This is a genomic window from Pseudomonas sp. B10(2017) (genome assembly GCF_002113295.1).
GTDB classification, from domain to species: domain Bacteria; phylum Pseudomonadota; class Gammaproteobacteria; order Pseudomonadales; family Pseudomonadaceae; genus Aquipseudomonas; species Aquipseudomonas pudica.
Genome location: NZ_NEJU01000001.1, coordinates 125643 through 138512, shown reverse-complemented (window position 1 = coordinate 138512; position 12870 = coordinate 125643). Strand labels below are relative to the sequence as shown.

General features: G+C 59.5%; 12 protein-coding genes. 7 read left to right on the top strand and 5 right to left on the bottom strand.

Translation table 11 applies throughout. The features are described from left to right. Nucleotides 1-76 precede the first annotated feature (76 nt). Nucleotides 77-988: a LysR family transcriptional regulator gene (locus CAF92_RS00665; protein ID WP_046613790.1), complete on the top strand. Its 912-nt coding sequence runs from the start codon at nt 77-79 to the stop codon at nt 986-988. A gap of 59 nt (nt 989-1047) precedes the next feature. On the opposite strand, the gene CAF92_RS00660 is transcribed toward CAF92_RS00665, so the two are convergent. Both CAF92_RS00660 and CAF92_RS00655 read right to left on the bottom strand, forming a co-directional pair. Beyond that, on the bottom strand, nt 1048-2187 hold the full coding sequence (locus tag CAF92_RS00660) for a glutathione-independent formaldehyde dehydrogenase (protein ID WP_085598452.1): 1140 nt from the start codon (nt 2185-2187) through the stop codon (nt 1048-1050). A gap of 142 nt (nt 2188-2329) precedes the next feature. Further along, complete coding sequence (locus CAF92_RS00655; RefSeq protein ID WP_046613792.1) at nt 2330-2554, bottom strand: hypothetical protein; 225 nt, start codon at nt 2552-2554, stop codon at nt 2330-2332. Between the two features lie 236 nt (nt 2555-2790). Between CAF92_RS00655 and cyoA the strand changes: the two genes are divergently transcribed. From cyoA to cyoD, 4 genes are read left to right on the top strand one after another with little or no spacing between them, the layout of a single operon-like run. Next, a complete protein-coding gene (gene cyoA / locus CAF92_RS00650) occupies nt 2791-3714 on the top strand; it encodes a ubiquinol oxidase subunit II (protein WP_085598450.1) in 924 nt (307 codons plus the stop codon). Nucleotides 3715-3719: 5 nt separating this feature from the next. Then, the gene (cyoB, locus tag CAF92_RS00645; RefSeq protein ID WP_085598448.1) at nt 3720-5693 is read left to right on the top strand and encodes a cytochrome o ubiquinol oxidase subunit I; all 1974 of its coding nucleotides are present in this window, start codon (nt 3720-3722) and stop codon (nt 5691-5693) included. Between the two features lie 3 nt (nt 5694-5696). After that, the gene (cyoC, locus tag CAF92_RS00640) at nt 5697-6311 is read left to right on the top strand and encodes a cytochrome o ubiquinol oxidase subunit III (RefSeq protein ID WP_085598446.1); all 615 of its coding nucleotides are present in this window, start codon (nt 5697-5699) and stop codon (nt 6309-6311) included. Next, nucleotides 6308-6646 (top strand): cytochrome o ubiquinol oxidase subunit IV, encoded by a 339-nt coding sequence (gene cyoD, locus CAF92_RS00635; protein ID WP_085598444.1) that lies wholly within the window; start codon nt 6308-6310, stop codon nt 6644-6646. Before cyoC ends, cyoD begins: the two co-directional genes overlap by 4 nt. A 100-nt stretch (nt 6647-6746) precedes the next feature. On the opposite strand, the gene CAF92_RS00630 is transcribed toward cyoD, so the two are convergent. After that, the gene (locus CAF92_RS00630) at nt 6747-8294 is read right to left on the bottom strand and encodes a sensor histidine kinase (protein WP_085598442.1); all 1548 of its coding nucleotides are present in this window, start codon (nt 8292-8294) and stop codon (nt 6747-6749) included. 183 nt (nt 8295-8477) lie between these two features. On the opposite strand from CAF92_RS00630, the gene CAF92_RS00625 reads away from it, so the two are divergent. Both CAF92_RS00625 and CAF92_RS26250 read left to right on the top strand, forming a co-directional pair. Continuing rightward, nucleotides 8478-8855, top strand: a complete 378-nt coding sequence (locus tag CAF92_RS00625; RefSeq protein WP_085598440.1) for a response regulator — start codon at nt 8478-8480, stop codon at nt 8853-8855. Nucleotides 8856-9033: 178 nt separating this feature from the next. Continuing rightward, nucleotides 9034-9387 carry a hypothetical protein gene (locus CAF92_RS26250; protein WP_143516044.1) on the top strand — a complete coding sequence of 118 codons (354 nt, stop codon included), beginning with the start codon at nt 9034-9036 and terminating at the stop codon, nt 9385-9387. A gap of 303 nt (nt 9388-9690) precedes the next feature. On the opposite strand, the gene CAF92_RS00615 is transcribed toward CAF92_RS26250, so the two are convergent. Both CAF92_RS00615 and CAF92_RS00610 read right to left on the bottom strand, forming a co-directional pair. Beyond that, complete coding sequence (locus CAF92_RS00615) at nt 9691-10209, bottom strand: GNAT family N-acetyltransferase (RefSeq protein ID WP_085598436.1); 519 nt, start codon at nt 10207-10209, stop codon at nt 9691-9693. A 165-nt stretch (nt 10210-10374) separates the two neighbouring features. Further along, on the bottom strand, nt 10375-12813 hold the full coding sequence (locus CAF92_RS00610; RefSeq protein WP_085598435.1) for a TonB-dependent receptor: 2439 nt from the start codon (nt 12811-12813) through the stop codon (nt 10375-10377). Nucleotides 12814-12870 lie beyond the last annotated feature (57 nt).

Sequence of the window (12870 nt, the reverse complement as noted above, 5' to 3'; positions counted from 1 at the left end):
GTTTGCGACCACCTTATGCAGCGAGGCTTATTTCGGCTATACAATGAGATCAATAGTCCTATTGAGTTTTGCAATAATGAGTACGCTCGATGCCTTGCCTGATCCCAAGCTGCTGCAGCTGTTCGATGTGCTTTACCAATGCCGTAGTGTGACCCGCAGCGCCGAACAGCTCGGCCAGAGCCAACCTACCGTGAGTATCTGGTTGGGGCGCTTGCGTGAAGAACTCAACGATCCGCTGTTCGTGCGTACCCCTGGGGGGATGGCCCCTACCCCGCGGGCAGACCAGTTGATCGGTCCATGCCGCGAGGTGCTGGAATCGCTGCGGCGCCTGACTACCTGGGAGCCGCAATTCGTTCCGGCCACAGCGCAACGGCGCTTTCGCCTGTGCGTCAGTGATGCCAGCCATATCACCCTGCTGCCCAGCATCCTCAACCACCTGCGTACGCATGCGCCGGGTATTCGCCTGGAGGCGGCGCGCATAGATGGCAATACCGAAAGCGCGCTGGAGTCGGGCGAGGCGGACCTGGCCATCGGCTTCGTGCCTTGGTTGGGTGCGGGGATGTATCAGCAAGTGTTGTTCGAACAGGACTGGGTCTGCTTGAGCGACACACGACACCCTCGACTGGGCAAAGGCATGACCGTGGCGCGCTACGAGGCCGAGGGGCATGTACAAATCAGTGCCGGGACCGGGCAGAAGTTGCTCGAGGCTGGGCTGGCACGGGCCGGCATCGAACGCAGGATAATGCTGGAGCTGCCGGCGTTTCTGGGGTTAGGCATGATTGTCGGGTCGACCGACCTGGTGGCTACGCTGCCACGGCACATCGGGCAGACACTTGCCGACATGCATGGTCTGCAGGTGCACGATTGCCCGTTTGCAGTGGAGGGTTTCACGGTAAAGCAGCATTGGCACGCGCGCTACCAGCAAGACAGCGGGAATCGCTGGATGAGGGAGGTGGTTCGGGGCTTGTTTCAAGCAGGTGCCAGTTAGCTCACCAGACGAACCCCTCCCTCGCCGAGTTTCCTTCCCTGGAAGCTTCGGGGTGCGAGTCAGGCAGCAGGCTTGAGCACCACCTTCGTCCAGCCATCATCGCGCGCATCAAAATGCTTGTAGGCGTCGGGGCCTTCAGCAAGCGTCAAACGATGGGAAATTATCTGGGAAGGCTTGGCGCGCCCATGATGAATGAGCTGCGCCAGGCGGCGATTATAGGCCTTCACATTCGCCTGGCCTGTGCGGATGAACTGGCCCTTGAACCAGAACGCTCCGAAATCGAAAGCCATCTTGCCCTGCTTCGCCAGGTCGTTCTTCGCACCCGGGTCTTCTGGCACGAACACACCCACGACACCTATGCCACCGGTAGCCTTGGTTGAGGCAACCAGGTTGTTCATGGTGAGGTAGTTCGCTTCATGGCCATGCTTGTCGCAGCACTGGTAACCCACACATTCGCATCCCCGATCGGTGCCTCTGCCGTGGGTCAGGTTCATGATCTCGTCCACGGCCTTTTGCTCGACCGCGTTGATGGGGGTTGCCCCAAGCTGCGCGGCCAGCCTCAAACGATCCGGCTGGTTGTCGATCACGAACACCTCGGAGGCACCTTTGATGATTGCCGAATAAGCCGCCATCAACCCGACAGGGCCCGCTCCATAGATCGCAATGCTCTCGCCCGGCTGCAGGCCGGCAAGCTCTGTTGCATGCCAGCCAGTGGGGAAAATATCCGAAAGCATGACGTAATCATCTTCACGTTCCTGGGCGTCCTCCGGCAACACCAGGCAGTTGAAATCAGCGTATGGCACACGCAACAGCTCGGCCTGGCCACCTTGGTAGGGTCCCATGTCGGCAAAGCCGTATGCGGCCCCGGCAGTCCCCGGGTTGGCGGTGAGGCAAAACCCTGTAAGGCCTTTTTCGCAGTTTTCGCAGAACCCGCAGCCGATGTTGAAAGGCAGGCTGACCCAGTCGCCGACCTTGACGCGGTCCACCCCTGCCCCGACCTCTATCACCTCACCGAGGTTCTCATGGCCGAACACACGCCCGGCCTCGAACGATGTGCGCCCCTCATACATGTGAAGGTCGGACCCGCAGATGTTGGTGGTGGTGATGCGCACCAGCACATCAGTTGGTTTCTGGATTCTTGCATCGGTGACATTCTTGACGGCCACGTCGCGCGGTGCGTTGTATACGATTGCTTTCATGCTGAACTCCCAGAAGTCAGGGGCGATGGAAAGCGCCCTACCCTGTTGGGGTAATCGATTTACCCCCGGTGTTCAGTGCTGTACGTGAATAGCAGATCAGTGGCGCTAATCATCGTCGCGCCTTTGATCTGTTGCCGTTGCCTCAGCGGCGGCGTTTCCTGTCGGCCTCCTCGAGGTGCTGATTGATCTGGCGCGTCTGTTCTTCCTGTTCATGAATGGAGGTGGGCGTAATGACTTTGTCCACCGTTTCGGTATCCGGGTCAGGGCGCTCGAGCAGCGGGTCTGGCGCCCGGTGCCCTTGCTGCGCCTCTTCAGAAGACAGCGGCCTTGGGACCTTGTCGCCGGTCTTGCCTTCATCAGGTTTCATGCGCTTCTCCTCGCATCAATGAATGTTTGCAGAAGAGTCCGACGGCGGCAAAGAGTTTGATCCGCTTGCTTTGGGGCAAACACCGCTCGCCCCTCGCCGAGGCTGTGGAAAGAAAATTCCTCGAGTTTGCATAACACCATTCGTCGTGATTACGGGATTTACATACAACCTTCCTGCCCGGGTCGTCCTTCTACATCAACACAACAAACATTCGGCAACAATTACAGGATCCGCGCATGGCAGAGGGAACTACTAAAGCCACACGACTATTCGGCCTGTTGATGCTGGGCGTCATCACGCTGCAGCTTTCGGGCTGCGACATGGTGCTGTTCAACCCCAAGGGCCAGGTCGGGCTGGAACAACGCAATCTGATCATCCTGGCCACGCTGTTGATGCTGGTGGTGGTCGTCCCGGTCATGATCATGGCGCTGGTGTTCTCGGTACATTACCGCGCCTCCAACGAAAAGGCGCGCTACACGCCAGAGTGGAGCCACTCGCGCGCAATCGAGGCAGTGGTCTGGGGCGTGCCGCTGCTCATCATCATCGTGCTCGGGGTGGTGACCTGGCGTTCTACCCACGCGCTCGACCCGTATCGTCCGCTGGATGCCGACAAGGCGCCGGTCAAGGTGCAGGTCATCGCCACCGACTGGAAGTGGCTGTTCGTCTACCCCGAACTGGGCATCGCATCGGTCAATGAACTGGCCATGCCGGTGGAAACACCCGTGGATTTCCGGGTGACCTCCGATGGCGCCATCACCTCGTTCTTCATTCCTGCGCTGGGCGGGCAGATATATGCGATGGCCGGCATGCAGACCCAGCTGCACCTGATCGCCAATGAGCCGGGCAGCTATACCGGTATCGCCGCCAACTACAACGGCCCCGGCTTCTCCGACATGCACTTCAAGGCCCTTGCACTCGACCAGGCCGGTTTCGATGCCTGGGTGGCCAAGGTCCGCGGCTCGCAACGCCAGCTCGATCAGAGGCGCTATAAGCAGCTGGCCGAACCCAGCGTCGGCCATCCGGTAGAGCATTACGCTGCGGTCGATGCCGGCTTGTTCCAGTCCTTGATCGACAAGTACCAGGGCATCAACCGGTCCCGCGAGGTCGAGCGGCGCTTGAATGCCCCCCAGGATGAATCGCCGCAAGGCAGCAAGGAGTGACACACATGTTCGGGAAATTGACCTGGGATGCCATCCCCTTTGACGAGCCCATCATCATGTACACCCTTGCCGTGGTCGGGCTGATGGGTATAGGCGGGGTCGCGGCCATCACCTGCAAGCGCAAGTGGACGTACCTGTGGAAGGAGTGGTTCACCTCGGTCGACCACAAGCGCATCGGCGTGATGTACATCGTCGTCGCCCTGGTAATGCTGCTGCGCGGTTTCGCCGACGCTTTGATGATGCGCACCCAACAGGCCATGGCCTCGGACGGTTCGCCCGGCTACCTGCCGCCGGAGCACTACGACCAGATCTTTACCGCCCACGGCGTGATCATGATCTTCTTCATGGCCATGCCGTTCGTGGTCGGTTTGATGAACATTGTGGTGCCGCTGCAGATCGGCACCCGCGACGTGGCCTACCCGTTCCTCAACGCAGTGAGCTTCTGGCTGTTCGTTTCCGGCGCGGTGCTGGTCAACATCTCACTGGGCATTGGTGAGTTCGCCCGCACGGGCTGGGTCGCCTATCCGCCGTTATCCGGCATCGCCTACAACCCCGGCGTGGGCGTGGACTACTACATCTGGTCGTTGCAGATATCGGGGATAGGCACCTTGCTGACGGGGCTCAATTTCTTCGTCACCATTCTCAAGATGCGCACCACCGGCATGACCTTGTTCCGCATGCCGGTGTTCATCTGGACCGTGCTGTGCACCTCGATCCTGATCCTGGCCGCCTTCCCCATCCTCACCGCGACGCTGTTCATGCTCACCCTGGACCGTTACCTGGGCATGCACTTCTTTACCAACGAACTGGGCGGCAACCCGATGATGTACATCAACCTCATCTGGGCCTGGGGCCACCCTGAGGTGTACATCCTGATCCTGCCGGCGTTCGGCATCTTCTCGGAGGTGGCTTCGACCTTTTCGCGCAAGCGGCTGTTCGGCTATTACTCGCTGGTATGGGCGACCATCGTCATCACCGTGCTGTCGTTCATCGTCTGGGTGCACCACTTCTTCACCATGGGTGCCGGGCCGAACGTGAACGCGTTCTTCGGCATCATGACCATGATCATTGCCGTGCCCACAGGGGTGAAGATCTTCACTTGGCTGTTCACCATGTACCGCGGGCGGGTGCGCTTCGAGACACCAATGCTGTGGACCGTCGGCTTCATCGTCACCTTCAGCATCGGCGGCATGACCGGTGTGCTGCTGGCAGTGCCTGGCGCCGACTTCCTGTTACACAACAGCCTGTTCCTGATCGCGCATTTTCATAATGTGATCATCGGCGGCGCAGTATTCGGCTACATGTGTGGCCTGACCTATTGGTTCCCCAAGGCGTTCGGCTTCAAGCTCCACGACCCGCTGGGGCGTGCGGCGTTCTGGTGTTGGCTGGCAGGTTTCTATTTCGCTTTCATGCCGTCCTACTTCCTCGGCTTCATGGGCATGACCCGGCGCCTGAACCATTTCAATGTGCCCGAGTGGCGGCCGTTTCTGCTGCTGGAGATGGTTGGCGTGCTTATCATCCTCTGCGGCGTGGCCTGCCAGCTGACGCAGCTGATCGTGAGCATCCGCAAGCGCCACGAAAACCGCGACCGCACCGGCGACCCTTGGGACGGCCGCACGCTGGAATGGGCCACCGCTTCACCGCCGCCGTTCTACAACTTCGCCGAACAACCGGTAGTGCACGGCATCGACGCCTATTGGGGCATGAAGGAACGCGGGGTCAAGACACTTGTCGAGGCGGACTTCCGCAAGATTCACATGCCGTGCAACACCAGCCTGGGCGTGGTGATCGGCGCGTTGAGCACGGTGCTGGGCTTCGCCCTGGTGTGGCACATCTGGTGGCTGGTGATCGCCAGCCTGCTGGCTACGGTGGCAGCATTGATCGTGCGCAGCTACGACCAGCATACCGAGTACTACGTGACGGCCGAGGAAGTCGAACGCGTGGAAACCGAACGGCGCCAACTGATGGCGGAGGCTTGAGCCATGTCGCATATCGTCCTGAACGAAACTGCCCATCAGCAAGAGCAAGGTTACGAGGATGCGGGCTCGCTGAGCCTGTTTGGCTTCTGGGTCTACCTGATGACCGACTGCATCCTGTTCGCCACGTTGTTCGCCACCTACGCCGTGCTGGGCCAGTCGGTGGCAGGCGGCCCGGGCGCGGCAGACATCTTCGAATTGCCCTACGTGCTCGGTGAAACCGGCTTGCTGCTGTTCAGCAGTATCACCTACGGCTACGCCATGCTCGCCAATCACCGCAACGACAAACGCCGCGTGTTGCAGTGGCTTGGTGTCACCTTCGTGCTCGGGTTGGGTTTCATCGCCATGGAGCTCAACGAATTTCATCACTTGATCGCCGAAGGCTACGGCCCGCAGCGCAGCGCGTTCCTCACCGGCTTCTTCACCCTGGTTGGCACCCACGGCCTGCATGTACTGATCGGCCTGGTGTGGATGGCCTTGCTGATGATTCAGGTGCAGCAGCGCGGCCTGTGCTGCGTCAATTCCACACGGCTGAGCTGCCTGAGCCTGTTCTGGCATTTCCTCGACATTGTGTGGGTGTGCGTGTTTACCGTCGTCTACTTGTTCGGGGTGATCCAATGAGCAGCGAAAGCCAGGTTCATAGCAGCGCCGGGGCCAGCCAGTCCAGCCACAAGTCCTACAACGTCGGCTTTGTGCTGGCTGCCCTGCTGACGCTGATCCCTTTCGGGCTGGCCATGTATCCAAGCTTACCGCGCACCGCCACGTTCCTGCTGGTGCTGGCTTGCGCGGTGATCCAGATTCTGGTGCACATGGTGTTCTTTCTGCACCTGACCACGGCGCGTGAGCAACGCTGGAGCCTGGTGACGCTGGTGTTCACGGTAGTGATCATCGTGCTGCTGGTGGGGTTGTCGCTATGGATCATGTACTACGTGCACTACAACATGCTCGGTTTGTGAAATCGGATCGACCTGTGGCGCCCTCATGAAAGAACGCGATCAACAGCCTCGTTCAGCCTGACCGGGCAAGACAATGGGGCCACTTTCAAACGCTCGGTGTCTACAGCTTGAAACGGACGTGTATACAGCTTTTACTATCTGTCCGATCCACCTCGACAGCCGCACTGCCGTAGCCGGAATAGCTTTTGACCAAGCGCATGCCGAGGCCCGTGCCCGTCGGCTTAGGGTAATTATCAGGGAATCCATCGCCCTCATCCCTGACGGTGAGCAGGGCATGGTCGCCGGCATGCTTGACGGTCACCTCGATGGCGCCCTTGCCGTATTTGAGGGCATTCGTGATCAGTTCAGAAATTACCAATCCCAAAGGTGCCATTCTTTCTGGGGGCAAGACGAAATCGTCAGCCTCCAGCACAATTTTCCGGTCGGCCAAGGCTCTGCCCAGATCCCCCAGCAGAGCATCGAGGTAATCACGAGCGCGCAGTTCCTGGTCTTCGGCAGCTTGATACAGCCGCTCGTGAACCGTGGCAATGGTCACCACTCGCCCGGCGGCGGTTTCAAGTTGCAACTTGACCGCTGCGTCAGGCGTGAGATTGGCCTGCAGCAACAGTAGCGTGTTTACCAGGTGAAGGCTGTTCTTGACGCGATGGTGGATTTCTTCCAGGTAGAGGTCGCTTCGGTTTTGCTTGCTATTCTGAGCCTCGATCAGCGACAGCAATTGAGCCTCATACTGATGACGTTCCGTGATATCTCGCGATACTGCGATGATCCGCTCGACCTTGCCGTCCACTCCGAGGATTGGCGCCACCGTCACGTCCCACCATTTTGGATCATCTGCAGAGATGGGGTGATATGCCTCGAATCGAGCGGTTTCGCCACCACTCACTTTTGCCATTGCCTCCCAAACGAGCGAACGAGACTCCTCGGGCCACAAATCATGCCACTGCTGACCTTTCACGTCCGCCAAATGGGTAGCCAGGAAGAGGAGCCCCGTTTCGTTCATGAACTCGATCTCGCCGCTTGACGTCAGGATCTCGACCCAATCGGGGCTCGCGTTCAGAAGGGTTTCCGAATACGGATCGGGAACAGAGACATCTGCTCCCGCAGATATTCGCTCAAGGGCCATGGAAATGACGTTGGAGATACCCTCCAGAAATACCAGATCGCTTTCTACAAAGTCTTCCCCGTCACTGCTGTCGGCTTCGAGGACGCCAAAGGGGCCAAGCACGCCCCGGATCGGGACGTTGATAGCCCGCTCGATTCCGTATTTCTTCAGCAACTCCGGTGTTCGGAAGCGGTTCTCCATGCCCAGATGGTTCGAGAGCACGGGCCTGTAGGTAGCCAATGCATAGCCTGCCGGGCTTGCTTCATCGGCACCCACGGCAGCCCGACCGATATCAGAAGCGTCCCAGCCCACGCCGTGTGACAAGACGAAACCTTCCCCCTCCTCTGCCGGCTGCAGCACCTTGGCGAAGCGAGTGCTCATCCCTTCAGCGACGACTTCACAGGCATGGGTCAACAACAAGTCCAGGTCTGTCGCTTTCAAGGCCATCACGCCAAATTCCACCACCAGTTCATGTTGGCGTTGCAGGCGCACATGGGACTTTTTCAAGGCCGCTCGGATGGTTTCGTCAACTGGTAGCTGCTGCATGGTCTTCCCTTTCGGATTGACGGTTTACGCGCCGGAAACCGTGCAGAGCGTGAAGGCGGTTCACTTGGCGCCCTCCTACGATAGCCGCTAATCCATCACGGCGCTTGAGCACCACTCATCGCTTGGGAGCAACGTCGTAAGGCCTGGACGCCCTAACGCATACGAGAAGCGAGCGAACGACGCATGCCCAAAACCATTCTGATCGTGGAAGACGACGAGCTACTCAGAGATCTCACTGCAGAGAGTCTCTCGTCACTTTACGCGGTAAGCATCACATCCACAGCAAATGCTGACGAGGCGCTTCTCCACCTTTCGCATGAAGAACCTCCAGCGTTGGTCATGACCGATATCCACATGCCTGGCCGCATGGACGGATTAGGCCTGGCGCACGTTATTTGGCGCAGGTGGCCGACCCTACCCGTGATTCTGACTTCAGGCGACACGATCATTGATACCCATTCACTTCCCGTGAGGGCCGCATTCCTGGCCAAACCGTGGGGTATCCCTGATCTGGCCTCCCTGATCAACAGGCTGGTGACCCTGCCCGCCATAGACGGTTGATGACAAGAAACGGGGGCAAGGATGACTACCAATCACCCCGCCGGCATGCTCCACAAGGTTTGCCATGGGGCGATGACCGCCGAAGGGTAGCGAGGACTTCCCCGCAGTCGGCAGGGTGCTGGTGGCTGATTCGGTCGCTGCCCGGGGCCTGGTTCGCGAGGACCTTGAAGGCCATTGTATGTTCATCGAAGGCGGCATAGGGCTGATTGGTGGCGCCAGCGGAGCGGCAATGCTGTTCGGCCTGGACGCCAAGCTTTTAGCGATGACTGCCGCTACGCTAACGCCGGTAGGCAACCTGCTGCTGCCAAACGACAGTGCCGTGCGCCTGCTGCGCTCGGCCAAGGACGTGATCATGGCTGCCGGACTCAACGCAGGGCTGCAGGCCGGTGCTGGCGCGACGATTTCCCTGGGCGGGCTGTTCCAGATTCAGTCAAGAATGGCAGCTAACCACTCTCGGTGCGCTGCCCGCTTTGGGCAGCTTGAGTGGGTGCATTGTTTCCGGCTTCTGGTTTGTGCACTCGGCTACCTATGAAGATCTGCGCAAGCTCAATGCCAATAAAGAGTGATGGATCGGAGCGGGGCTGAAAAAGGCGTCGCTTTGGGTCGATAGCGGGCATCTGTAACCGGGGCCGCTTCGCGGCCCATCGCCGGCAAGCGCGGCTCCCACAGGTACAGCGCATGCCTGAAGGCTGGTCATATTCCTGTGGGAGCTGGCTTGCCGGCGATGAGGCCTGCACTGGCAACAGAGCTTTGGGTCAGTGTTCGCTCTGGGTCGGAAACGGTCAGTCGCGTCCTGCTGCGTTCACCCCATGGCCTCCTTTGGCATGGAGCAGATTCAACCCGGAGCTGATTGGCTTGGCTCTGCCTCCTGCTGTTTGAAAATACGCAATCCGCGCGCTTGATAATTTTGCAGCGCGGCAGGATGGTCCAATGTGCACGTGTGTACCCACAACCGCTCTGTACCGTGCCATTCCCACGCAGATCGAATAGCGTGACTCAAGAGCGCTCCGCCGAACCCACCTCCCAGGAACTGAGGTGCCAACCCGAAGTAGCGGATTTCGCAGTTACAACCGTCAGGGCGATAAAGCTCGTAGTAACCGGCTATCGCACCACGGTGATAGGCAACCCAGGTGCGATGGCACTCCTGTTCAACCAGCGCCTGCCATTGGGAACTGCTCCAGCTATCAAGATCGACCCAACCCCAAGGCGCGCCTACCAGCTTGTAGAGAAACCGATTGAATTCTCCCTGGGGCACTTCACATTCGATGATCTGAAGGTCGTGGCGCTGCGGCTTTTCCTTGAGCTCGGAAACCGAAGTCATTTCCAGGTAATAAGTAATGCAAGAACGTTCCATCATTGATTCCCTGCGTCTTCCCACTAGCAATGAGACAAGCATGCCAGCTGCGGATCGACCGCGGCTACCCAATATAGATAGTCCGCTCCACCTTCCTCATGCCTGGCAGAGCGAAACATGTAAAGACCACCGGGCTCGATACCGGCCCGGTGATTGCTCACCACCTTACCAATTGTGCGTATAGCTGGCAGTCAACACAGTGCCGGGTGCCGGCAAGTGGCTGGTGTTGTTGTTATTGCGCAGCAATTGGCTGTAGAGCGGGTAATAGTCGCGATTGAACAGGTTCTGGATACCGACGCTTACCTTGTCGTCAGCGGAGATCTGGTACTGGCTGACCAGGTCCACTGTCGTATAGCTACTCACCTGATGCCGACCAAAGCTGTCCACGCCATCGAGCCTGTAGTCCTTGCCGTCGAAGAACGTGGCTTGCAAGCGGTTGCTCCAGTCCAGGGTCGGCTTGTATTGCACGTAGGCGGTCAGCTTCAGCGGCGGAACGCGATAGCCGGTCATGTCTTGCCAGCCTTTGCCGTCCGGTTTTTCTCGCCCGCGCATCCAGGTCGCACTCCCCCCTGCGCCCCACACCGCATCGTCCGATAGCCAATCGGCACTGGCTTCAGCACCGTAGATGCGCTCCTTGGTGCGGGTCAGAATCAGGCCATTGTTGAAACTTTGCACGTCCCCCAGTTTGGAGGTGGTGTAGAACAGCGCCAGAGTGCCGAGGGTGTTGCTGCCCAGCTCTCCTCGCCAGCCAAGCTCATAATTGTTGGTCTTGACCGGTTCCAGGTTCGATGCGTCGATATCGAAACCACGGCGCGCATTGCGCAACTGAATGCCCACGTCGGGCAATTGGAAGCCTTGGCTGAAAGAGGCGTAGATTTCCTGGCCGAGTACTGGTGAGTAGACGATACCCAGGTTCGACAGCACCGCATCGTAATGAATGTCACCTCCCTTCACCGCCACCGGGGACGCAGCCGTGGATTCGGACAACGGAACGAAGTCATCGAATTCGGCGGTGGAATATTCGTAGCGCAGGCCGCCGTCGATAGACCAATGCTCGTCGAAGCGATGCTGCAACTGGGCGAACGCACCGGCGCTTCTCGTTCTCAGCGGGGGCATGTAGGTGAGCTTGCCGGTCTTGTCGAATACCAGGCCACCACTGGCGTCATAAGTCGCAGGGTCGAAGACGTCGAGCGGCATGTCGCTGCGCTCCTGGTTATAGTCGCCACCCCACACCAGCTCGGTACTGCCGCTGTCGCCAAGTGGCGTGCGCAGGGTCAGGCGGCTGCCGAAGACTTCACTGTTCTGCATGATCTGGTCGACGTTGCCGCCGCGGGTGGCGACGGCCCGGGCGTCGAACGGGGTGAAGCGAGTGAAGTAGTCCCGGTAGTACATCTGGGCAGAAAGCCGGCTTCCGAGAATGTCGAGATTCTCGTATTCCAGGTTCACCAGGGTGTTGCGAATGCGGTTCTGCTCGTCGAGGTCCAGGCCCTTGATCGCATTGGCCGGCACAGAGCCTGCGGGAAGTTTCGCGACGCTTGGGTCTGTAGCGTAGTCGGTGTACTGGCGGGCGTCGTAGTGGCTGACTGCGAGCTGGATTCGCTGGTTCTCGTCGATGTGCAGCCCCAGCTTGCCGCCAATGTTGTAGATGTTCGAATCGAACAGGTCGCCTTGACTGGGCTCCGGAGCGATCCGGTCGCCGTGCGCATCGTACGAGGCACCGATGTGGCGGGTGCCGAAGTCGAACGAGTAGTCCACCGCGCCCTGGGAGCCTGCGAAATACTGCTGGAACTGCCCACCCAGGCCGTCGCTGCCCAGGCGGCTAAGTGGCGAGGTGGCGCCCAGGCTGGTTTCGGCACGGTTTTCGCCACCGGCAGGCCGTGTGGTGATGGAGATGATGCCCCCCGTGGCGCCGCTGCCATAGATGGCGCTGCTGCCGCGAATGACTTCGACCCGTTCGATCAGTGCCGGGTCGATGTTGGCAAGGTTGCGCGAAGAGTCGCGGTTGGTATTGAGCGGCACCCCGTCGACCATGACCAGCATGCTGCGCCCGCGCAGGGTCTGGCCATACTCGGTGACGGTGCGGCTGGAGTCGGACATGCCAGGAATCGCCTTGGCGAGTAACGTGGCCAGGCTCTCTGAACCCTGGCGCAGCTCCTGCAGTTGTTCATGCTCCAGAACGGTGGATTGCCGCGTTGCGGAAACCAGGCTGCTGCTGGTGCGCGAGGCGGTGATTTCCATCTGTGCCATTTCCACGGGCACGCTCTGGGTTGCGGGGCTGGCTGCAGGGGCACCCTGCGCGACGATGACGAACGTGCGCTCATTCTTGGCCTGTACTTGCAAGCCACTGTCCTTGAGCAGCGTTTGAAGGGCTTCCTCAGGTGTGAACCGCCCTTTCACCGCAGGCGCGTTCCGACCTGCACCGAGATCGCTGGCAAAGATGATCTGAACCGAAGACTGCTGTGCGAGCGCGTTTATGGCCTCGCCCAGCGGTGCGGCGGGGAGATCCACGTTCACCTTTTCCCGGCCCTGGGCCGACATTGCGATGAGCAGGCTACTGGCGAGCAATGACAGGCGTAGTTGGCGACTGCGGAGGGGAAAATGCACTTCTCGAGTTCCTTTTTCTGGTTGGGCTTTTTTCATTAGCCGCCATGGGGATCGAGA